A 24,555-nucleotide genomic window follows, 5' to 3' on the forward strand; every position below is an offset into this window, starting at 1 on the left:
ATAGGAGCATTACCTGCGCAAGTAGAGAAATATGTTACTGATATACTTCAATTGAAAAAATTCAAGATACTTGTTTATAACCAATTAAGAGGAAGAGCGGCTTGGGTGTTTGCGGTAAAAGACCTCACCACAGGAACTATAACCTATGTAATACAAGAAAATTATTATGATGCAAAAGATAAAGAAATTGCTCGCTTTTTTGATTGTACTGAAGCTGAAATAAAAAAGTTCAGACAATAAAAATAACTAACCCGCTAGTGCGAGCTTGTAGCTCGTGCCTTCTAACCTCTATCCCCTATAAACAACTATGAAACATTTTTTAATAACCTTATTACTATGTGCACCTTCATTGCACGCACAAAATCCCTTAAAAGGCGAATGGATAACTAACTCTCTGTTAGGTAAATTCAAAGAAGAAGACAGCAACTTATTTGAACTTACGAAAGACGAAGATGAAATAGCAGGTTTTGCAACGGTATTTGAAAAGAACGACAAAAATCAATATAAATCATTTTACTTTGCCCCTTGTGGCAACGACTGTTTCCCCTCTATAATAGGAACATTTAAACTTATTGCCCCCTCCTATGTGCGCCTGAATGCCCTAAAATTTGAACAAAGAGGTTTTTGTGAAAAGAAAAACGAAACATTGCATAACGATACCGCTGATTATTACATATACAAAGTCTCTGATAAGAAAATCTTCTTAGTGAAAAGCACTTCAAAAAATGAAAAAGAAGATCAAGAAAAGGCTAAAAACTATTTGTTAGTAACCGGTATAAAGCGCGATGTAGTGTATAAACATAAAACAAAAATGAAGGTGGAAACTAAATATATAGGAGCATTACCTGCGCAAGTAGAGAAATATGCTCCTGATATACTTCACTTGAAAAAATTCAAGATACTTGCTTATAACCAATTAGAAGGGATAACAGCTTGGGGATTTTGCGGTAAAAGACCTCACCACAGGAACGATAACCTATGTAATACAAGAAAATTATTATGATGTAAATAGTAAAGAGGTCGCTCGCTTCTTTGACTATACCGAAGCCGAAATGAAAAAGTTCAGACAATAAAAATAACTATCCCCTAACAACTAATGATAGACATAGGCATAAATCTCACTAATAAGCAATTCGCAGGTGAGTACGACAAAATTATAGACCGCGCCATAAAGGCAGAAGTAGATACAATACTTCTTACGGGAACAAGCGTGCGTAGCAGTAATGAGGCTTTAGCATTAGCCAAAAAATACCCCAAAAGGCTTTACGCTACCGCTGGCATTCACCCTCACGACGCCAAAACGATGAGCGCCGAGAGCATCAAAAACTTACAAGCATTGCTCAACCAAAAGTATGTAGTAGCCGTAGGCGAATGTGGCTTAGACTTCGATCGCGATTTCTCACCCCGCCCCGTGCAAGAAGCGTGCTTTCATGCACAACTTTCTTTAGCTGAAGAAGTGCATAAACCCTTATTTCTGCACGAGCGCGCAGCCTTCGTGCGTTTTACTGCCATACTCGCCGAACACAACCGATTGCCCGAAGGGGTAGTACACTGCTTTACCGGTAGTTTAAAAGAAGCAAAAACTTACTTAGACGCTGGCTATTATATAGGTTTTACAGGGGCTGTGAGTGATAGCAAACGCTTTGCTCATTTAGAAGAAGTTGTCCGTTACGTGCCTTTAGACCGTATGCTCATAGAAACCGATGCCCCTTTTATGTTGCCCAAGAACGTACCCCAAAGTCAGCTGTCACAGTATCAATCGCGTCGCAACGAACCTGCCTTTTTGCCTTATGTGGCTCAAACCATAGCTCAGTTCAAAGGGATACCGTTCGAAACAGTGGCTTCAGCAACTACCCTCAATGCACAAATCTTGTTCAAACTATAAAACATATACTATAGAAATCACTTCTGTTGTTGGGTGTTTTTAGAAATTAAATCACTAACAATACTTTAACCACTATCTTATACCGATGAAAATAGCTATTACGGGAATGAGTACCCTCGCTGCCGAGGCTCTTACTCTTCATAACAACATACCCCAAGGAAAACTTTCTGAGGGCGACCAAACGCTCATCTCAGCACTTCAAGCCTCCAATCCGGCTTACGAACCTTTAGATACTACTGTTCTCTATGCGCTTTACACCGCTCGTGAGGCTGTAGCGCAAGCTGATTGGCGCGATTTGCGTTTTGGCATCAATATAGGCTCTTCTCGCGGAGCTACGGCCTTGTTTGAAAAGAATTATTCTCATTTTCTCGCTGAAGGCACTTGCCAAACCTTAGCCTCACCCACCACTACTTTGGGTAATATCAGCACGTGGGTAGCTCAAGATTTAGGCAATCAAGGCTTTGAACTCTCACACTCCATTACTTGCTCTACTGCCTTGCACGGTATCGCCAATGCCATTGCGTGGCTGGAAAGTGGTATGGAACAACGCTTTTTAGTAGGCGGTAGTGAAGCACCGCTTACTCCTTTTACCATTGCTCAAGTAAAAGCCCTCAAAATCTATAGCAGTCTGCCCTTACCTTATCCTTGTCGCGCAATGGATATGACCAAAAAACAAAGTTCAATGGTGCTGGGGGAGGGGGCAGGTTGTTTCTGTTTAGAAAAAGGGGAACACGCCAATGCCTTAGCCTATATTGTGGGGATAGGTTTTGCTACCGAAAAGCTCACCCATAGTGTATCCCTCTCCAAAAATGGCGATTGCCTGCAAACCTCTATGCAACACGCTTTGGCAAGTGCCGGAAATCCTAAAATAGATGCTATAATTACCCATTGTACGGGTACTATCAAAGGCGATCAAGCTGAACTCAATGCCATAGCAGCGGTTTTTGGCGACAAGAAACCACTGCTCACCAATAATAAATGGCAACACGGACATACCTATGGTGCCAGTGGGGCGCTCAACCTCGCAATGGCTGTCAGAATGTTGCAAAACAATCGTTTTGAGCCAGTACCCTACCTGCCACCCCCCGAATCTATCCCTGATAAATTACAACATATCTTAATCAATGCGGTTGGCTTTGGCGGAAATGGGATAAGTGTAGTCGTGAGTTGTTAGAAAATTTTTCTGTTGAACTTTCCCTATGCATCCCTACACTTTAGCAAAGTTTCACACTTTGCCAAAGTTGATTGCACTGGTAATCAATCATTTTTGAATTATGATATGTATGACGCTGTCCAAAAAGTATCAAAATCATTTTTGCGTCGCTACACTTTGCCAAAGTTAATTACTCTGATTATCAACAGCTTTTATAGTATGTTATGTAGGGGCGTTTTGCAAACGCCCACACAACAAACACCTGCACAACAAACGCTCCTGCAACAAACACCCATACAACTAAAAACAGTAAAATACCGCGTAATAGCTAATTTTTCCCCTTCGCTCTATCTTCTAACCTCTATTATATAATTAATTATAAATGAGTAGTTTAAAAATTTTGAACGCAAAAAAACTGCAATATTTATCAGAAAAAGATTGTGTTTCAAAAAAAATGTTATACTTTTGCCGGCAGTAATTATTATTAAATTATAAAAAAAGAAAATTATGTCAGACATTGCATCAAGAGTTAAAGCCATTATCGTTGATAAATTAGGCGTAGACGAAAATGAAGTTACTGCAGAAGCAAGCTTCACTAACGACTTAGGAGCTGATTCATTAGACACTGTTGAATTGATTATGGAATTCGAAAAAGAATTTGATATTCAAATCCCAGATGACCAAGCTGAAAACATTGCAACTGTTGGTCAAGCAGTAAAATATATTGAAGACGCTAAACAATAATTGGCTCATAGGCAGTAGGCTATCAGCATATCACAGTTGGTAGCTTACTGCCTAATTGTTTTTTAAAACCTAAATGCTAAAAACTTAAAAAACTATATGGAGAAAAGACGTGTTGTAGTTACAGGTATAGGGGCTCTTACCCCTATTGGAAATACCGCCCCAGAGTTTTGGGAAGGTCTTGTCGCTGGTAAAAGCGGCGCTGCGCCTATTACCCATTTTGATGCTTCTAAGTTCAAAACTCAGTTTGCTTGTGAAGTTAAAAACTTTAATATCGAGGATTTTATGGACAAAAAAGAAGCCCGTAAACTCGATAAGTTTGCACAATATGCCTTAGTAGCTTCCGATGAAGCAATCAAAGATGCCCACCTCGATGTTGATACACTCGATAAAGACCGCATTGGCGTGATTTGGGGCTCTGGCATAGGTGGTTTGGAAACCTTCCAAAACGAGGTAACCAACTTCAATCAAGGCGATGGAACTCCTCGCTTCAACCCTTTCTTTATCCCTAAAATGATAGCCGATATCGCCGCTGGCGTGATTTCTATACGCTACGGCTTTAGAGGTCCTAACTTTACTACTGTATCAGCTTGTGCTTCAGCTGCCAACGCTATGATCGACGCCCTTAACTACATCCGCTTAGGCTATGCCGATATGATGGTATCAGGAGGCTCCGAAGCAGCTGTAACTATTGCTGGTATTGGTGGTTTCAACGCTTTGCACGCACTTTCTACTTTCAACGAAAATCCTGCCAAAGCCTCTCGTCCATTCGATGCCAATCGCGATGGTTTTGTATTAGGCGAAGGAGCAGGTGCTGTAGTACTCGAAGAGTACAACCACGCAGTAGCTCGTGGTGCTACTATCTACTGCGAATTAGCAGGTGGAGGTCTCTCGGCCGATGCTTACCACATGACGGCTCCTCACCCAGAAGGATTAGGAGCTAAAAATGTGATGATCAATTGCTTGAAAGATGCAGGAGTATCAACAAACGAAGTCGATGCTATCAATATGCACGGTACTTCTACACCACTGGGTGATGTTGCAGAATCTAAAGCTGTACTCGAAGTTTTTGGCGAACACGCTTATGATATCAATATCAACTCTACCAAGTCGATGACAGGACACTTGCTCGGTGCTGCAGGGGCAATAGAGGCAGTGGCATCTATTCTCGCTATCAAATACGGCATTGTACCACCTACAATCAACTTTGAAACCCCCGATGAAAAAATAGATCAACGCTTGAATTTCACCTTCAACAAAGCACAACACCGCGATGTAAAAGTAGCGATGAGCAACACTTTTGGTTTTGGAGGTCACAATGCGTGTTTATTATTCAAAAAGATATAAACTATAAGTGTTCTACTTAAAGAAAATATTAGCTTTTCCCCGTCTTTTTTCAAAAAAGAAAGACGGGATTTTTTATAATAAAATAAAGAATCTCTTAGGCTTTGCCCCTAAAAACTTGTCCTATTACAGCGAGGCTTTTACACATCCTTCTTACCAATTCCAGAAGGCAACGCGCAAAAGTTATGAGCGATTGGAGTTTTTGGGCGATGCTATACTTGGCGCAGTAATAGCCGATTATATTTTCACCAATGCTCCTGAACAAGATGAGGGGTACCTCACCAAAATGCGCTCTAAAATTGTAGAACGCCGCAATCTCAACCAGTTGGGTAAAGATATGGGACTCTTAGATTTTTTGCGCACCAAGCTCACCCCAAGGCAATTGGGTAACAATATCACAGGCAATCTCTTCGAGGCGCTCATAGGGGCTATTTATTTAGATAGAGGGTATAAAGCCTGTTTCCGTTTTATAGAACGCGAACTCATCTTGCCGCATATCAATATCAAAAACTTGGAAGGAAAAGTGATTAGTCACAAGAGTTTATTGATAGAATGGTGTCAAAAACACAAGTTAGACTTTGCTTTTGAAGCCGAAGAAGATATAGAAGACCGTTCTGAAATAAAATATTTTGTCGCCAAAGTACACGTACAAGGTTTTTCGGTAACGCGTGCCCGCTCTACTTCTAAGAAAAAAGCCGAAGAAATAGCCGCTAAGCGCGCTTGCTACAAAATTCAAGGCAAACAGCACCATAAATTGGACGTACAATGAAAATTCTCCTCCTATCCGACACCCATTCGTACATAGACGACCGCATCCTGCACTATGCTAATGAAGCCGATGAGATTTGGCATTGTGGTGATTTTGGTAATGTAGCAGTGATCGAAGCCCTTCAAGATGTAAAGCCCTTGCGAGGGGTCTATGGTAATATCGATGGTACCGATGTGCGTCAGTACTTCCCTAAAGTAAATAGATTTTTGTGTGAGGAAGTAGAAGTACTGATGATACATATAGGCGGTTATCCTAATAAATACACTCCCTTGGCCAAACAAGAAATTTTAGCTCACCCTCCCAAACTCTTCATTTCGGGGCATTCACATATTCTAAAAGTACAATACGACCCACAATTTCAATTGTTGCATCTCAACCCTGGAGCTGCAGGTATCTATGGCTGGCAAACGGTGCGCACTATGCTTCGTTTTGAAATTCAAGGTAAAGAAATTAAGAACTTAGAAATCATTGAATTAGCTAAGAGATAAAAGTTCTATTATTGTAAACTCTGCTAAATAAAAAACAACAAATACAACTATGAAAAAACACTTAACTATAGCATTTTTATTAGCGTTTTTCTCTGTTTTTGCACAGAAAATTACTGTTACAGGTACCTTTAATAAGAATTATAGAAGGATAAATCTATCGGAAAATATCAAAAAAGCACTTTTTGTATTAGAAAAAGCAAATATTTATTTACCAGAACGGGGATATTTCTTAGATTTATCACCTGAGGATGCTAAAAAACTAAAAACGGAAACGATTCTCCTTATTCCTTTTAATCAAGAAATAGGAGAGAAGTATGATACTCCTCTCACTTTTGAACTGCTCCCTATTCCTAATCTCCCTGAGGTGTATTACACCAAAAGCTATTGGAAACGCTCTCCTTCTATCATTTCACAAATCAAAAGAAAGAAACCTTTTTACTATGATGAATTTAACAATGGAGATGATTTTCAAAATACAGCCTATTGGATAACTGCTATTAATAATCCTCAGAAAACAAAAGTAATTTATCTTTCATCAGGAGATGGTGAATGTGGTGTTAGTGAAGTAGGATTCCAAGAAAATATCAAAAATGTACCACTCTCAACATTAGCCAAAGAAAAATTAGAACATTTAGTATATTTAACCTATGATTTAGGAACTATCCCTAAAAAAGATACTCAAAAGGATTGGCAACGGTGGTTACAACAAATCTATAATTACAAATTTACCCCTATAAAAAATACTGCCCATATAGAACCTTTGAGTAACAATATAGGTTTTGAAGAGGTATATGCTACTTTAGATACTGTAACCCAACATATTTACCTCCTACATGAATACGATATAGATGCGTTAAAGCGTTTCGATACTACTACAGGACTCGTGCAACGTGGTAAAATTTGGAGTGAATCACAACCCAATGCTCGCGACTTTGTAACTGTCTATGCCGAGAGTGATACACTCTACACTCTCAATCGTCATTTGTGTTGGGCTAAATATGTGCCTACTCTTACTGCTAACAACTCACTTTTCTACCGTGAAATTGCTTCATTGGCTCTTCCTTTTGATAAAAATTATAATATTCAACAAAGCTATAGTCATTCACATTACACTTATTTGCTATTACAACAGCAAAATACTTCTGTTTTCAAGTTGTTGTGTCTCCAAACCAAAACTGGTAAACTAATTGGTGAAACTTCTATAAACGCGCTCTTAAACAATCCTAAAAAATTAGAATACAGGCTAATATCGGATACCGATATGCAAAAAGGAGATGCTTTTGCAGTGCTTTTTAAAACAGAACAAGGAGTGTATCACCTGAAGTTTAAACAAACAAAATGTACTGAAAATGTGTATTTAGGTAATGTTTTTAGGTGGGCAACCAACTATTTGCAATGGAACAATCAACAGTATCACGCCGGTAGAGAAGAGGGCAATTTTGTGTTATATAACATAGCCTCTCCTTCGCAAACTATAGTGTTATCCGACACTGATTACAACACCGATGAATGTTTGTTTACTACTAATAACCAGCATATTGCTGTTTTTTTTGAATTTGACGAAGGTTTTTACCAAGGAGTGAAAATGCAACTCTTCAGTAAACAAACCCTTAAACCTATTGATAAACCAAAAGTACTATACCAATATTTTCCTGAAGAAGAAGTTACAAGTGCAAATAATATTCGCAATTTTAAAGCTTTTTGGAGTGCAGGCAAGTGGAATGTACTCTTTATGAAGGAAAAAGAGTTGTTTTTTTGTCGTGATAATCAGTAACTAAATTTAAATCTTCTCATTTTGAAAATAAAATAAAAAATTATATCTTTGTCCCTTAATTGATAAAATCATTTTATGGCAAAGAAAAATGCAAAAACCCTCAAATTTGAGGCATTAGACAAAGAACTACAAAACTTATTATACAGCCGTGACATTTCTGGGCTGATTTCAGTACTCAAAGAGGGGAAAAATCCACTACACTTAGAACAACTCACTCAGTTAGATGTGAAGAGCTGTAAAAATTTAGGTTTCCCTATACTGTGGTCGCTATATGAAAATGATTTTATCCCATTTGAGGAGGATTTTTTAATAGAAAAATTTGGAGATGCCTTATACTTATTGAACAAACATAAAGAAATAGAGTCCTTTATTCTTAAAAGACCTCGTATTGCTAAAGAAATAGGTGAAAAACTGCCTTCCTATTTCCTTGAAAAAAGAGATATTTCTGTTACAGAATATGAAAAATTACTTGATTTTGGGGCAAAAGGATTTTTCAAAGGTACCCAAGTGCTACCTAACTTCTTGGAGGCATTGATCAGCCCGCTAAAAACCTATACAGCCAATACCTATTGCCGTCTTATAGAGAGCTGCAAACCCTCTGCGGAAGAACTCCTCCCTTCTCAGTACCCCCTCTTTGCCCTGCTCAGTAGCGACAAGACCTCGGTGGTGAACTTTGCTATGAAGCTCATCAAACAAATAGCTGACGAAAAATCCTTTGACTTCCAATCTTTTGCCGATAACTTTGCCTTGTGTTTTGCTACCCCAAAAATCGCCAAATCTCAACTCATAGGTTTGGATATCTTAGAAAAGTACTACAAAAAGCAGGCCCCCTCCAATCTCGACTACCGTGAGCAATTAGCAGTGCTCTTTACGATACCTGACGTGAAGCTCCAAGAAAAAGTCACTACTCTCCTCACCACCTATTTCAACCACGAAGGTCTCCCCAAAATCATTGCCCCTTACTGCGATTACCTAAAAGGCAAAGCTCAAGACCTCCTTGCAACCCTAAGTCTATCAGAAAATTCAGAAAATTCTGAGAACTCCGAAAACTCTGAGAACTCCCACTCCTCCCATAACTCCCACACATCCCAAACAGCCTCTACAACTCGCTCCCTAACCCCTATCACCTATCCCCTGAGACCTGAAGACCTCCTTTTTCTCCTCGGCGACTGCCTCCGTGAGCGTACGGCTGCTACTATCGACCTTTTCTTTGAAGGATTGGTACAGCAACAAGACCAATTGCCAGAAAACTTCAAGGAACAACTTACCCCTTATATCGCGCAGGTCAATGGGATGTATTATACCAATGTACAGTTGGCTGCCTTACAGCTACTCCTTGCAGGCTGGGTGGAGGACAGACCTTTGGAGTCTCCTGAGGACTGGACGAAAATGAATACCAAAGTAAGACGCCTCAATACCGAAGAAGAAGAACCTTTAAAGCAAGCGTACGTGCTCCATAACGTTTGGTACCTGCGTGATGAGATTCCTTACCTGCTTTATAAGGTGAGGGCAACCCTTAGCAAACTCAAAGCGGGTAGCAAATTGTCTTTTCTTTCCACCCCTACGCACGCGCCTTTCTATATTGATGCTGAGACCCTTGCCGACCGACTGCTCGCTTATCAAAAAGCAGACAAAGAAGTGGATTTGGACGACTTGGTAGTGGCTTGCAACCGACTGTTATTGAGTACCATTACCCCTGAAGCACAGGAGAAAGTACGCTTACTTTCAGGACAATACGCACCTGCCTTGGGCTACCTCTTCGGGCTTTCAGATGTGGTAACCCCTACAGAGGAGCTCCTACCCCTATGGACGCAAATCACCCGCCTAAAACACCCTGACAAAGTGTTTACTGAATTTGAAGCTACCGCTGCCAAAGACTATCTTTCGGCTGTAAAACCTTTCTTCCTAAGTTACGAAATTGACTCTGAACGCAAATGGTTTTATTTGGAAAAGAAGTATATTAATAGTCCGTATAACGACTATCAGCGTAGGACTTTTGAAAAAGAAGAAGATCGTTTACCTTATAACTATTACAACGCTGGGGCTTTTCAGATATTTGATGTAGATACCCTACGTTATACAATTTCCTTAAACCCTCAATATGTAGATGTGCTCTTAGGCAAATACACCCCACCTTGGGTAGGGGTAAGCGATGCTGAAACTTATCGCAACTTGCAGGTGCCTCTCCAACTACTCTTGGAATACGACCTGCCCGTACATCACGGCGGGTGGATTTTTATAGGAATGGCTTTGCTTCACGATAAAAAGGAAACCCGCGATCTCACGGCAGAGTATATCCTCCGCGCCATTAGCCGCGACGAAGACCTCAGTTATTTACAACACTTCCTTGCCGATATCCTCGCCCAGAAGCTCACCCCTATCAATCGCTTTGTAGAGTTTTTGGATATCCCTACCCGAGACCCTAAAATAAAGGCTTTCCAAAAAAACGTGGTAGAAGCCTATTTGCCTTTGGCTGAAAAATTAGAGAAGAAACCTACAAACCATAAGAAATTAGTCACCTATAATCTTTCATAAAAAATGAGAATCATAATTGTAATTTTTCTGTTAGTATCTGTGCGACTCTGGGGACAGCCTGGGGGAGGCGGCGGATTGCGTGTGCTGAATGTATATGATGAACACAAACGACCTGTTGATGTTGAACAATTAAAAGTAAAGCTTTTAAAACTGAACAGAGTGGCGAATATCATTGCTGAGGAAGATTTTTGTGTAGGAAGAAATGTGAAAAAAATGATAGTTTTACCTCCTTCCGATTATTTTTCAAAGACTCAAGGGCTTGTTATTACCTATAAGAATAAAACTTATCGCATTGATTTTGAAAATGTTAGAGGTATGAATGGCGCTGGCCGTGTAGAAGAAATAGATTCTTTGGTACTGTTCAAACCTTATATACTGAGGAAAGGCTCTTATGACTACCAAAGTCTCGGCAGGGAAGAGTTTAATAAATACTACATATTACGCGAAATAGCTGATAAGTATCTGAGTTGGGGAGTTACACCTGAAACCTATAAACACCTCTCGGTTATCGACCTAATGTATGACTCTCCTAAGTATGCCTACAATCGTAAGCCCAAGCCTTGGATGGAGAGTTTCAAGCAACTTAATGTTGATTACGGAGATAGCAATACGCACAGCAAGGAGGAATACGCTGATTATCTGAAAAGAATAGATGAAATGATATCCAAATATGGGGATTTAGAACCTTTTGTGGTATTCAAAATGCGCTTTTTGTACGAAGAAGCTCATTATAAGGAGTTTATATCCTACTATGAAAAGAAATCTGCAGGATATAGGAATTTTTCTGGAAAAGCCATACAAGCCTATTGCTACATAAAAGAATATGATAAAGCCATTGCTTTGGCTAAAGAGAGGGCGTCAGAGGAAAAAAGAAAATCCGAAGAATATTTCGGGAAGTTTGTCTATATATCGTATAATTTTGATTGGCTTTTTATAAAATCATACTATAAAAATGAATCTATAAAAAACGAGTTAGAATCCTTTGTCAGTGGAATTGATTTGGACAAAGATGACAGAAACGATTTAACAATTTTGAAAAGATTTGAAGAACTGAAACGCTACGACAGCTATAGAGAAAAGAAAAAACTCACTGACAAAGAGAAAGAACAGAAAAAATGCATGGAAGCCAATCTGCTGAAGGTATTTAAAGAAGGGTGCATTTTGTGTAATGATTTTGAGGATTGTCTTAAGGATTAATATAAATATGGGCTTTTTGCCTAATAAATTGATAAATAAAATGAACGACTTTGAATATGCTTATCCGTTTGCCTCTGTGATAGAAGAGGCGAGCGCTCACGAGAAGAATTTTATCTTTTCGCACTGTTCAGAACTCAAAGAAGACAATGCAGTGCCTTGTTTCTTCTGGGGGAATATCACTCAACCTTTTGTGGTGGCTAAGTGTCTTGCTACACTGGCGAAGACCGTAGCCTCTCAGTTTGCTATCGCCCCAGGAGTGCTTGCAAAATTGCGTGACCCCATTATCTCGGTAGGGAATGGTGAATTGCTTTTTGAGGGCTTCTCCTCTTGCAATAGCGTCTATGCCCGTGTAGGGTTGCGCAACGATGTGTTAGACGGTGATTTTCTCCAAAGTGGTTGCACCAATATCGATTTCAACGATGTAACCGTGCGCGCTTTCAATGCGGTAACCGCTTCCGAGAAAATGGTGCTTAGTGTAGGACAAAAGCAGACACACTTTATTACCGAGAAACACAAAACTGTAGAGAAAAAAGTAACCCTCCCCAACCGCTGGATCAAAGGTTTGGGTAATGTACAAGTATATCTTTCGGAGATGGATTTGGCATACCGCCTCAATAAAGCTGAAGCCATACAGCTCTTCCGTTCTTTGCCTAAACAAGCCGTGAAAAATGATTATTATTTGGTAAAACGCGGTGTTGGTTACACTTTTGCGCCTACCCCTACAGCGGGAGCTATCAAAATAGGAGGAGTGCACCGTCTCAACCTCTTACAAAGTTTACTTCTGCTTGCCGATAGTCTTTATGTATATCGCAGTAGCAGTGAGCAATCTGTTGCTTTTGTGTTGCATTTCAAAGGGGTAGAGATGCTTTTCTTACTTTCGGATAATGTATATCGAGGTTTTTCAGGCGAAGGAAAATACTTGGAGAATATGATCGAAGAAGTACCTATGGAATGGCTCGTGGGGATTAACAATTTCTTCAAAACTAACGAAGTGTTCTCACCTGCAATGGTGGCTATTGAAAACGATGTGAATATGGGTACAATGACCACCCTACAAGCATCACTTTCGAGTATCGGACTCTTGGGCTACAACCTCACCGATGGCAATTATTTCTATCGTCGTTTGCCTTTCAAACCCCAGCGTTTGATAAGTCTGAACCCGCGCTTGCAAAATGCTAAAAAACTCACTGAAAATAATGAAGTACAAATCGTAGAACAACGCGGTGATTATGTGAAAGCCAATGTAAAAGGAACAGGAGGGGTTACCCATACCGTTATTCTTGACGGCGAGAAAGCACAATGCACTTGCAATTGGTACACCAATCACCAAACAAACAGAGGGTTATGCAAACACATTTTAGCTACCAAGATGATAAGTCAGAACAATTAAGAGTTTTGTTAAAGACCAAGATTAAAAAGATTCAAAGTAAAAGTAATAGTTAATCCTTCAAAGGAGGCTTTTTCTCTTAAAGGTATAGAATAGCCTATATGAGCGTTGTGTATATTAAAAATAGAAAGTCCTATTCTGGGTTGTATAGCTTGAGTATTAATGGAGATTCCTGCTCCAAATATAAATATACTAGTTTCAAACCCTATTTCAGGGATTATCAGTACTTTATTAGAAGTGCTATCAAAATTTGACCCTATATGAGCACCTGCGTAAAAAGTTGAAGCTGTAGGAATGGCTAAAAAATAACCATTTCCTTCGTCAAAAGAATTGAGTGAAGCTCCTATAAAACCTAAATTATGCGACTTGTTGCTATGGGTGAAAGCAGCTCTAACGCCAAAGTATTCAAAATCTTGAGCACTCCCTAACAAAGGAAGTAATAACAATAAAAAGAGTAGTTTTTTCATAAGAAAAGAATTTATTTATGACAAAAATAGCAATAAATTGTCAATTCTCATTGTCTTAATAAAACAAATTTGTACTACCTCACAGCATTCGTATTTAAAATAATAGACTTATACTTTATTAATAAACTACAAAAGAAAGTAGCGAATATTAGATGTTTTCTCTTTAAAAATTCACTTTTGCGGATTAGAAGCCGTCCCAAAAATCTCAAAATCACCTTTTTGTCCCTACACTTTGAAAAAGCTTACAGTTCTGATAATCAATCACTTTTAGAGTATGTTATGTAGGGCGTTTTGCAAACGCCCTTACAAAAAATTTTTTGGACACCTTCAACGGAGGTTAAGCCTTTAAAGGCGAATGCTATTACCTCTTATCTCTTACCTAAAAAATTCTCCTAAAAAGTATTGTAATCAAAAAAAACTTTGTACCTTTGCAACATATTTTGTATAAACAGAACATTAACTGCCACTTGACTCCTGTCACCTAACACCTTACCACTAAAAACTAGCCACTAAATATAATGAGTATGACAAAGAAATTCAATCCCGACTATGTGTTCGAAACCAGTTGGGAAGTGTGCAACAAAGTTGGCGGTATCCACACCGTTATCGCTACTAAAGCCCCTGCTATTGCCAAAAAATTCAGAAGTAAATACATCTTGATTGGTCCTGATATTTGGCAACACAACGAAAATAAAGAGTTTGTAGAAAACCCCGAACTCTTCAAATCTTGGCGCACTAAAGCTGCCTCCGAAGGTTTGCGCGTGCGTGTCGGTAATTGGAAAATTGAAGGTAACCCCATCGTCCTCCTTGTTGATTTCTCTCATTATATGAGCGCTAAAAACGATATCTTGCGCTACTATTGGGATAACTATAAACTCGACTCTTTCAGTAGCCCCTGGGATTATGTAGAATCAGTGCTCTTTGGATATGCCGTTGGAAAGGTAATCGAAAGTTTTGTGAAGTTCAATACGGCCTCACGCGAAAACGTAATTTGCCACTTCCACGAATGGATGACTGGTAGCGCCTTGCTCTATCTCGAAGAAACTATGCCTAAAATAGGCTCTGTTTTCACTACTCACGCCACCGTCGTAGGTCGTGCTATCGCTGGCAATGGCTACCCCCTCTACAACGATATGAAAAACTACAACCCCGAAGAAATGGCTTATCGTTTCGGGGTACAACACAAACACTTCCTCGAAAAAGAAACTACTAAAGTTGCCGATTGCTTCACTACTGTAAGCGAAATTACTGCTCAAGAAGCTCAGCATTTCCTCAGTAGAAAAACCGATATCATCACTCCTAATGGCTTCAACGATGCTATTGTCCCCGACGATAAAGATTTCGATAAAAAACGCAAAATAGCTAAAGAACGCCTCATCAACGTCGCACAAGCGTTGGTAACTCAACCCATTAGTGAGAATACCAAAATCGTTGCTATCAGCGGTCGTTATGAGTTCCGCAACAAAGGAATCGATGCCTTTATTGATGCCTTAGGTGCTCTCAATCGCAACCCTAAAAACAAAAAAGAGCTCTTGGCTTATATACTTATCCCTACAGCCTACGACGCTCCTAACCAAGGATTGCTCAATAACCTCCAATGTCCCGAACAAACAACCCCTAACGAACAAAAACATCTCACTCACATCCTCCCCGATGTCTATAACGATGCCATTGTAAAACGCATCAACGAACAACAACTCTTCAACCGTAAAGAAGATAAGGTGAAAGTGATTTTCTGCCCAAGCTACCTCAATGGTAACGACGGCGTATTCAACCTCTCTTATTACGATTTGCTACTCGGTATCGATGGTACCGCTTTCCCTTCTTACTATGAGCCTTGGGGCTATACCCCGCTCGAAAGTTTGGCTTTCAAAGTACCTACCATCACCACTACTTTAGCAGGATTTGGCAAGTGGGTAAACGACTACTATCCTCAAAAACAAAAAGCTATAGAAGTAGTCAATCGTACCGATAGCAACTATGGCGAAGTAGTAGGTGCCATCGCTAAAAACATACAAAATCTATTAGATAGCAAAGACGACGATTTCCAAGCTTTGCGCGAAACTGCCGCTAAAGTCTCTGAAATCGCCCTTTGGAAAAACTTAGTACAGTATTATATCAAATGTTACGAACTTACCCTCGAAAATATAGAGGATAGAGTAGAAAGCCTCCCTCCGGTAGAAACCGATGGCATAGCTTATTTAGAAAAATCCAAAGTGGTAAACACTCCTAATTGGCGTAGTGTGATTATCCACCGCGCCATCCCTGAAGCCTTGCAACCCCTTGAAGAACTCGCTAAAAACCTTTGGTGGTGCTGGAATGATGAGGCTTACGAGGTGTTCAAATATATTGATAAAGCAAAATGGATAGAAGTGCGCAAAAACCCTATCGCTCTACTCGATAGCATCTCCCTCTCTCGTTACAAAGAGTTGGAAAACGATACTGTTTTTATGCGTAACCTCTCTAAAGTATATGGTGATTTTCAGGAATATATGGCTAAAAAAGCCGAAATGGTAAGCCCCTCTATTTCATATTTTAGTATGGAATATGGCTTGCACTCTTCTTTGAAAATCTACTCAGGAGGTCTGGGTATCTTGGCGGGCGACTATCTGAAAGAAGCCAGCGACAAAGCTACAAAAATCACTGGGGTTGGATTGCTATACCGCTATGGCTATTTCACCCAAAAACTCTCCTCAGCAGGTAACCAAGAAGCCGACTACGAGGCTCAAGATTTCTCTAAAATCCCTGTAACTCCTGTATTCGACCCCGAAACAGGTAAGTGGATAGTGATCTCTATCGAGCTCCCTGGGCGTACCCTCTATGCCCGCGTATGGCGCGTTGATGTAGGTCGTATAGAACTCTATCTCCTCGATACCGATTTCGAAAATAACCGAGAAGACGACCGTTCTATCACACACCACTTGTACGGTGGCGACTGGGAAAACCGACTCAAACAGGAAATGCTCTTAGGCTTAGGCGGTATCAAAATGTTGCGAAAATTAGGTATCGATAGTGATATTTACCACTGCAACGAAGGACACGCTGCTTTCATCGGTTTGGAACGTCTTAGCGAATTTATCGAACACAACAACCTTACTTTCTCTGAGGCAATGGAGGTGGTACGCGCTTCTTCTCTCTTCACTACGCACACTCCTGTACCTGCAGGTCACGATGCTTTTGAAGAAGGTTTATTGCGCGCTTATCTCGGTAATTATACCGATAAATTGCACGTGAATTGGGAACAAATCCTCGCTCTCGGTAAAATCAACCTGAGCGACCCTCACGAGAAATTCTCAATGAGTAACCTCGCCGCCAACCTCTCTCAGGAAGTCAATGGCGTGAGCTGGCTACACGGTGAGGTGAGCAAAGAAATCCTCAAAGATTTGTGGCCTGGCTATATGCCTGAAGAATCGCATATTAGCTATGTGACCAACGGAGTACACCAACCTACCTGGACAGCCGGTCTCTGGAAAGAAGTGGAAAACGAAGTCTTTGGTAAAGACTACAAAACTCACCACTACGACCCTAAGAGCTTTGAAGGTATCTACAAAGTATCCGATCAACGCGTGTGGGAAATCAAAACAGCCCTCCGCTCTAAACTCTTGCGCCGCGTCGAACAAAAATTGCGCTTAGAGAAAAATACTCCCTATTTCTCTCCTCGCCAATTAGTCGAAATCAAAGAAAACTTGCGCGAGGACATCCTTACCATTGGTTTTGCACGCCGCTTTGCGACCTACAAACGCGCACACTTGCTCTTTACCAATATAGAACGTTTAGATAAAATCGTAAATAATCCTGAACGCCCTGTACAATTCATATTCGCTGGTAAAGCTCACCCTGCCGATAAAGCAGGACAAGATTTGATTAAAAATATTGTCGAAATCTCTAAATTACCACAATTCTTAGGTAAAATATTGTTCATCCCTAACTACGATATGGAACTTGCACGCCACATGGTACAAGGAGTCGACGTATGGATGAACACCCCTACACGTCCGCTCGAAGCTTCAGGAACCAGTGGTGAAAAGGCAGCAATGAATGGTACTATGCACTTCAGCGTACTCGATGGTTGGTGGGTAGAAGGCTACCGCGAAGATGCCGGTTGGGCACTGCCAATGGAACGTTCCTACGAAAACCAACAATATCAGGACGAAATGGACGCTGAAACCATTTATAATATCATCGAAGACGAAATTGCACCTATATTCTACGATAAGAATAAAGATGGTGTTTCATCTCGCTGGTGCGCCTTTATCAAAAATACAATCGCCAAAGTAGCGGTAAACTTTACCACTACGCGTATGCTCACCGATTACGAAAACCAATACTATTACCCTATGACCGAACGCGTAAATAAACTGAAAGACAATCAGTTTGTAACGGCTATCGAGCTCTCTAATTGGAAACGAAAAGTAACCCAAGAATGGGATAATATAAAGGTAGTCAATTTCAAAGTCCCTAATCGAAACGAACAACTCATCTCTATAGGTAAAAACTATAGAGGCGAAATTACTTTAGAATTAGGCGAATTGCGCCCTGAAGATGTAGGTGTAGAACTCGTCGTCGCTCAACAAAAAGACGATAAGTTTAAAGTCCTCTCTACTAGTGAGTTCTCTGTAGTAGCTCAAGAAGGTAATAAAGCTACCTATCAATTAGAGATAGCTTCCGAATATCCTGGTGCTTTACACTTAGCAATACGTATTTTCCCTAAAAATAATTTATTGCCACACCGCCAAGATTTTGCCTTGGTAAAATGGTTGTAAAACATTTTTAATTAATTCGTAATCAAGTAAATAACAACAAACGAGGCAAAATATAATACTGTTTTAAACACTCTGTTTTTAAGCCTTTTTTTTAGTTCTTATCAATTTTAACAAAAAAAAATAACCTTAAAAATTTATAGATATTAAAATAATACTTATATTTGCCCCCAAATTTAAATAGTAATCAAAATTCATTTTTAAGTATGAAGAAAATCAAATTAACTTTATTTGCTTTGGCTGCTGCTTTTTCAGTAGGAGTTCAAGCGCAAGATGAAAACAGTCCTTGGCAGATAGGATTTGGAGTAAATACAGTTGATATACGTACTCCAGATGCTTTTGGGGACTTGATGAAAGACTGGGGTGGACCAAGTGATATCAACATCCTTCCCGCTGTTTCTCGTCTTTCTGTAGGTAGATACATTGGTGCCGGTTTCTCTGCTGAATTATCTGGATCATTGAACAAAATCGAAAAAGGTTTCGGTTATAGCAAAGATCTTGACAATAAAGTAGATTTGTCTTTTTGGGCTGCCAATTTAGCTGTGAAATACCACTTGAACTCTCTTTGGAAAGCCGCAAGATGGTTTGACCCATTCTTACAAGTAGGTGGTGGATATGCCGCTATCGATAACGAAGGTAAATTCCGCGCTTTAGGCGGCGGTGGTGTAAACTTCTGGTTTACCGAAAACATCGGTATCAACTTGCAAACTGCCTACAACCCAACTTTCAAATCTGATTCTCAAGAAGACTACTTCCAACACGCTGCTGGTATTACCATTAAATTCGGTAAAAAAGACCGCGATAAAGATGGCGTAGCCGATAAAGATGACCTTTGTCCAGACGAACCAGGTAAAAAAGAATTGAACGGTTGTCCTGACCGCGATAACGATGGTATTGCTGATAAAGACGACGCTTGTCCAGATGAAGCTGGTCTTCCTGAATTAAAAGGTTGCCCAGATAGAGATGGTGACGGTATCGCTGATAAAGATGATGCTTGCCCAGACGAAGCTGGTAAACCAGAATTCAACGGTTGCCCTGATACTGATGGTGACGGTGTTGCTGATAACGTAGACCAATGTAAAGATGTTGCTGGTCCTAAAGAAAACAACGGTTGCCCTTGGCCTGATACCGATGGTGACGGTGTACTTGATAAAGACGATGAATGCGTTGATAAACCAGGTCCTGCTTCTAACAACGGTTGCCCTGAAGTAACTCAAGAAGTTCAAAAGAAATTGAACGACTTCGCAAAAACTATCTTGTTCGATGTAAACAAAGCTACTATCCGTCCTGAATCAGCTACTGTATTGAACAATATCGTTGAAGTATTGAACGAATACAAAAACGCTAAATTCTCAGTAGAAGGTTATACTGATACAAGTGGTAACAAAGCTAAAAACCAAAAACTTTCTGAAGATAGAGCTTATTCAGTTAAAGCTTACTTAATTGATAAAGGTATCAACCCTGATCGCCTTTCTGCTAAAGGTTTTGGTCCTGAAAAACCTATCGCTTCTAACAAAACTAAGAAAGGTAGAGAACTTAACCGCCGCGTTGAAATCAACTTGGTAAAATAGTTTTAGGAACGTTTTTATCTTTATAAAACCAAAAAAAAGAGGCTGCCACTTTCGGTAGCCTCTTTTCTATCTCTAACCCCTAACCTCTATCCCTTAACCCCTATGTCCATAGATATCCAATTGCAAACCTTGCCTAATAACCCTGGCGTCTACCAGTTTTATGACGCCTCCGATACCCTTATCTATGTAGGCAAAGCTGTCAATCTCAAAAAACGCGTCTCCTCTTATTTCCAAAAAGAACACGATAATGCTAAAACACGCATTTTGGTGCGCAAAATCGTACGTATTGAGCACATCGTGGTAGCTACCGAAAGCGATGCTTTACTACTCGAAAACAACCTTATTAAAAAATACCAACCTCGCTACAACATTCTTTTAAAGGACGATAAAAGCTATCCGTGGATATGCGTGAAAAAAGAACGCTTTCCTCGTGTCTTCTCCACACGGCGAGTAGTGAAAGACGGATCCTTGTATTTCGGCCCCTATACCAGTATGAAAACGGTGCATACACTTTTAGATTTGATAAAAGAACTCTTTCCCTTGCGCAATTGCAACTACGATTTGTTACCCCAAAACATAGCTAATCACAAGTTTAAAGTGTGTTTGGAATACCATCTAAAAAATTGCAAAGGACCTTGTGAAGGATACCAAAGCGAACAAGATTATAATAATAATATCCAGCAAATAGTCGAAATTCTCAAAGGAAATTTCAAAGACGCGCTTAAGCACTTCAAAGAAGAAATGATGACATTAGCTACCGAAATGCGTTTTGAAGAAGCGCATCTCATCAAACAGAAAATACAAAGTTTAGAAAACTACCAAGCTAAATCTACCATTGTAAGTAGTAAAATTACCAATGTCGATGTATTCTCTATCGTTTCCGATGAAGAATATGGGTATGTAAATTTCTTGCAAGTGGCTTATGGAGCGATTGTGCGCGCTCATACTTTGGAGATTAAAAAGAAATTGGACGAGACTGATAGAGAGCTTTTAGAATATGCTATTATTGATATTCGCGAACGCTTCTTCTCTGTATCTAAGGAAATTATCGTACCCTTTGAAGTACCCCTTCCCGACGGTTTGCAAGCCACCATCCCTAAAGCAGGTGAGAAAAAACAACTTTTGGAACTCTCTTTGCGCAATGCCAAACACTTCCGTCAAGATAGGTTCAAACAAGAAAAAATAGTAGACCCTGAACGCCATACAAACCGCATCCTTACCCAGATGCAACGCGATTTGCACCTCTCAGTCCCTCCTGTGCATATAGAGTGTTTCGATAACTCTAATATTCAGGGTACGAACCCTGTATCGGCTTGTGTAGTCTTTAAAAATGCCAAACCAAGTAAAAAGGACTATCGCCATTTCAATGTAAAAACCGTTGAAGGGCCTAACGATTTTGCTTCTATGGAAGAAGCTGTCTACCGCCGTTACCGCCGTTTGTTAGACGAACAGCAACCGCTGCCTCAACTTATAATCATTGATGGAGGTAAAGGGCAACTCTCATCAGCTCTAAAAGCCTTAGAACAGTTAGAATTGCGCGGTAAGATAGCCATTATAGGCATTGCTAAACGTTTAGAGGAAATTTATTTTCCTGAAGATAGTGTCCCTTTGTATTTAGATAAGCGTTCCGAAACTCTGCGTGTAATTCAGCAATTGCGTGACGAAGCACACCGTTTTGGTATTACGTTCCACCGTCAAAAACGCAGCAAATCAGCTATCGTATCCGAACTCGATGGGGTAGGGGGGATAGGCGATAAAACCAAAGAAACGCTCCTCCAACACTTCAAATCCGTAAAACGCATCCGTGAGGCTACATTAGAAGAACTCACAAAGGTCGTAGGTTTTAGAGGAAAAAAAGTCTATGAGTATTTTCATCATCCGTAATTCGCTAATTTTCTAATTTGCTAATTTGCCAATTATTACATATCTTTGCACTTTCATCATCAATAATTTTAAGTAGTGAAGTATTGTTTCTACATAATAACCTTGCTCTTTTTGGTTGCTTGTACTTCTAAAGAAAAAAAAGCAACCCTCACCCCTTTTACTTTTCCCGAAAATACCGAGCTCATCTATCATATCAACAACCGCGACAACTTCCTGAGTGCCCTTACGAACAATAGCTTTTGGAAAGCACATAACCCTCGTACATTGCGCTTGCACGAAGTAAAACTCTTAGGAATTTTACCCGTAAATGATGATATATGGGTAGCTTTTTCTACCGAAGGGGATTGTTTCTTTATTTGTAAAAAAGATAATAACGAGAAATCAGCTACTTGGAAAAACGCCTCTGCACAAGTGCAAAAACAAGCCTTGTTTGGCAAAGAGTGGTTCTATACAATTTATGGTGATTACTTGCTCATCAGCGATGGCGAAAAACTTTCAGAATACACCTCTTTAAACAAACAAAACAAGAGCAATTCTCAACAAGATTTAGAAAAACTACAACAAATTAGCGGTACTGAATGCGTGGCAAATCTGTTTTTGCAAAAAAACGCCGCCAATGATTATTTCGAACCTTTCTTTGGTGAAAAACTACTTGCTAATTGCAAAAATTGGGTAGCTTTTGATCTCTTTTTAGAAGAAAATAATGTGCGTCTCAACGGGGTAACTACTATTGATAAAGAGGCAAATACCGATGTGATGCTCCACACTGTCCCCTATCAAAACAATGCGCTAAGCCTAATGCCTGCCCGTGTGCTCAGCATCAGTGCTTACACTTTTGATGATGCCGAAAAACTAACACAAAACGACAGTATAGCACAAGAAAGTCCCTTTAGAACTTCTATCAATGGGGTTGCTTTTGGGCGCGTAACCGAAGGTCAATTTGCAGTTGTTTCCTCATTTGATGTAGACGAAACCCTCCAACAGCTACCCGTGCTCTCCGAGGATTTCCAATACAACTTCCCGATGTACGAGCTCAACCCCGACCTGCCCGTCGGTTTCTTCACTTCATTTGTAAAAGATTTTATTCCGCGTTATGCAGGTGTCTATCAAAAGCAATTGGTACTCACCAAAACCAAAGAACTACTTATCTCTGTAGTGAACGATATGCAGCGAGGTAATGTGCTATCAGCAAATAAAGCCTTTGGGTTATTAGAAGAAAATAGTGCTTCAAATGTTACTTTTTCGCGCATTGCCAATCTTTACGACAACCCTTCATTTAGCAGTCGTTTTCCTGCAATAGCCGAAAATTACCGTTGGGCTCTCTTCCAACAAACACCTCAAAACGACTATTACGTGCTGAATTTTGTAAGTGAAAAACAAACTGAAAGCACCCTTTCTGATGAGATGCGCGAGCGTTTCCGCTTTGCCTTAGACGATGTTATGGCAAGCGAGCCCGTCATTCTCTTAAATCACCGCACCAAACGATTGGAAATCGCTGTGCAAGATGAGAATAACTACCTTTATCTCATAGGTAACAACGGCTCACTATTGTGGAAAAAACGCTTAGACGGAAAAATACAAAGCCCTATTTATCAAGTAGATTTATTTAAAAATGGCTTCCTGCAAATGGCTTTCACTACCGAAAAATCTATTTGGGTCGTCGATCGCAATGGCAAGGAGGTAGCCCCTTTCCCTTTGCAGTATAAAAATCCTATCACCCCCTTAGAAGTCTTTGATTACGAAAGTAATCGTGAATATCGATTCCTATTTGCCGAAGGTAATACTCTTCATCTTTTAGATAAGAAAGGTCAAGAAGTGAAAGGCTTTAACCAGCGCGCTAATGGAAAACCTTTGTTTACCCCTAAACACTATCGTTTCAATGGAAAAGACTATCTCATTTACTCATCTAACAATGGCACTTTCAACATTTTGCACCGCAATGGCGAGCAGCGTATTACAGTGAAAGGCACCTATAGTTTTTCTAACAATCCGCCTTTGGTGTTAGGTGACCTCTTTATGTTCACTAATAGTGATGGTACGCTTATCTCTATAGACGAAAAAGGTGGAATGACCCGCAAAAACCTATCGCTTACCGAACCTTTTTATTGGGGCGGCAACCGCTATGTACTTACCTCACTTTCAGGAAATATACTCACTATCGGTAATCAGCGTATCGAACTCCCCGAAGGTAAGTATAGCCGTCCTAAATTGTTTCGCATTCGCGGAATGAACTACGTATCAGTAACCGAACAGAATACTCAAAAAGCTTACCTATACGACGAAAAAGGCAACTTGCTAAAAGATTTTCCCGTAGAGTCTATTTCTCCCATCGCTATAGATGTAGATTACGATAAGTCTATTTGGGTAGTCACCGAAAAAAGCACTACCGAATTGATATTGTACACAATGAAACAATTCGCTAATGAGTAGATCAATTACCTTTACTTTGATAACTGCGATAATTCTGAGAATTCCTCTTGCCTTACAGTAATTCCCTAATTTGCTAATTCCCTAATTCTCTAATTTGCTAATTCCCCAACCCTCAACTACTTAAAAACTTTTTTAAAAAATATTTCTAAAAAACTATTGCCGTTTCAAAA

16 protein-coding genes and 1 pseudogene are annotated in these 24,555 nt (G+C 39.9%); 16 read left to right on the top strand and 1 reads right to left on the bottom strand.

Annotation, left to right across the window (positions count from 1 at the left end; translation table 11 throughout):
- The 12 genes and pseudogenes from HMPREF9073_RS16205 to HMPREF9073_RS02620 form a co-directional block, all read left to right on the top strand.
- A pseudogene (locus HMPREF9073_RS16205) lies at positions 1-240 on the top strand (hypothetical protein); the annotation flags it as partial.
- Between the two features lie 67 nt (positions 241-307).
- On the top strand, positions 308-1,003 hold the full coding sequence (locus tag HMPREF9073_RS02565) for a hypothetical protein (protein ID WP_009412418.1): 696 nt from the start codon (positions 308-310) through the stop codon (positions 1,001-1,003).
- Positions 1,004-1,096: 93 nt separating this feature from the next.
- Entirely contained in the window at positions 1,097-1,885 is a 789-nt protein-coding gene (locus tag HMPREF9073_RS02570) for a TatD family hydrolase (RefSeq protein ID WP_009412419.1), read from the top strand.
- An 85-nt stretch (positions 1,886-1,970) separates the two neighbouring features.
- Positions 1,971-3,059 (top strand): beta-ketoacyl synthase N-terminal-like domain-containing protein, encoded by a 1,089-nt coding sequence (locus HMPREF9073_RS02575; RefSeq protein WP_009412420.1) that lies wholly within the window; start codon positions 1,971-1,973, stop codon positions 3,057-3,059.
- A gap of 486 nt (positions 3,060-3,545) precedes the next feature.
- Positions 3,546-3,782, top strand: a complete 237-nt coding sequence (locus HMPREF9073_RS02585) for an acyl carrier protein (RefSeq protein WP_002680600.1) — start codon at positions 3,546-3,548, stop codon at positions 3,780-3,782.
- Positions 3,783-3,878: 96 nt separating this feature from the next.
- Positions 3,879-5,126, top strand: a complete 1,248-nt coding sequence (fabF, locus tag HMPREF9073_RS02590) for a beta-ketoacyl-ACP synthase II (protein ID WP_009412422.1) — start codon at positions 3,879-3,881, stop codon at positions 5,124-5,126.
- 7 nt (positions 5,127-5,133) lie between these two features.
- Positions 5,134-5,892: a ribonuclease III gene (gene rnc, locus HMPREF9073_RS02595; RefSeq protein ID WP_009412423.1), complete on the top strand. Its 759-nt coding sequence runs from the start codon at positions 5,134-5,136 to the stop codon at positions 5,890-5,892.
- Entirely contained in the window at positions 5,889-6,380 is a 492-nt protein-coding gene (locus HMPREF9073_RS02600; protein WP_009412424.1) for a metallophosphoesterase family protein, read from the top strand. Before rnc ends, HMPREF9073_RS02600 begins: the two co-directional genes overlap by 4 nt.
- A gap of 49 nt (positions 6,381-6,429) precedes the next feature.
- The gene (locus HMPREF9073_RS02605; RefSeq protein WP_009412425.1) at positions 6,430-8,154 is read left to right on the top strand and encodes a hypothetical protein; all 1,725 of its coding nucleotides are present in this window, start codon (positions 6,430-6,432) and stop codon (positions 8,152-8,154) included.
- A gap of 75 nt (positions 8,155-8,229) precedes the next feature.
- On the top strand, positions 8,230-10,689 hold the full coding sequence (locus HMPREF9073_RS02610; protein ID WP_009412426.1) for a DUF6493 family protein: 2,460 nt from the start codon (positions 8,230-8,232) through the stop codon (positions 10,687-10,689).
- A 3-nt stretch (positions 10,690-10,692) separates the two neighbouring features.
- Positions 10,693-11,886: a hypothetical protein gene (locus tag HMPREF9073_RS02615; protein WP_009412427.1), complete on the top strand. Its 1,194-nt coding sequence runs from the start codon at positions 10,693-10,695 to the stop codon at positions 11,884-11,886.
- Between the two features lie 40 nt (positions 11,887-11,926).
- On the top strand, positions 11,927-13,276 hold the full coding sequence (locus HMPREF9073_RS02620; protein ID WP_034555257.1) for an SWIM zinc finger family protein: 1,350 nt from the start codon (positions 11,927-11,929) through the stop codon (positions 13,274-13,276).
- An 8-nt stretch (positions 13,277-13,284) separates the two neighbouring features.
- Here the strand turns inward: HMPREF9073_RS02620 and HMPREF9073_RS02625 are convergent, their stop codons facing one another.
- A complete protein-coding gene (locus tag HMPREF9073_RS02625; protein WP_009412429.1) occupies positions 13,285-13,740 on the bottom strand; it encodes a hypothetical protein in 456 nt (151 codons plus the stop codon).
- 518 nt (positions 13,741-14,258) lie between these two features.
- Here HMPREF9073_RS02625 and glgP point away from each other — a divergent pair.
- The 4 genes from glgP (at position 14,259) to HMPREF9073_RS02645 (ending at position 24,385) form a co-directional block, all read left to right on the top strand.
- Complete coding sequence (gene glgP / locus HMPREF9073_RS02630) at positions 14,259-18,503, top strand: alpha-glucan family phosphorylase (RefSeq protein ID WP_009412430.1); 4,245 nt, start codon at positions 14,259-14,261, stop codon at positions 18,501-18,503.
- Positions 18,504-18,706: 203 nt separating this feature from the next.
- The gene (locus tag HMPREF9073_RS02635) at positions 18,707-20,071 is read left to right on the top strand and encodes an OmpA family protein (RefSeq protein WP_009412431.1); all 1,365 of its coding nucleotides are present in this window, start codon (positions 18,707-18,709) and stop codon (positions 20,069-20,071) included.
- Between the two features lie 102 nt (positions 20,072-20,173).
- The gene (gene uvrC / locus HMPREF9073_RS02640) at positions 20,174-21,955 is read left to right on the top strand and encodes an excinuclease ABC subunit UvrC (protein WP_009412432.1); all 1,782 of its coding nucleotides are present in this window, start codon (positions 20,174-20,176) and stop codon (positions 21,953-21,955) included.
- A 75-nt stretch (positions 21,956-22,030) separates the two neighbouring features.
- Complete coding sequence (locus tag HMPREF9073_RS02645; RefSeq protein WP_034555206.1) at positions 22,031-24,385, top strand: hypothetical protein; 2,355 nt, start codon at positions 22,031-22,033, stop codon at positions 24,383-24,385.
- Positions 24,386-24,555: the final 170 nt, after the last annotated feature.

Source organism: Capnocytophaga sp. oral taxon 326 str. F0382 (assembly GCF_000318295.1).
Taxonomy (GTDB): domain Bacteria; phylum Bacteroidota; class Bacteroidia; order Flavobacteriales; family Flavobacteriaceae; genus Capnocytophaga; species Capnocytophaga periodontitidis.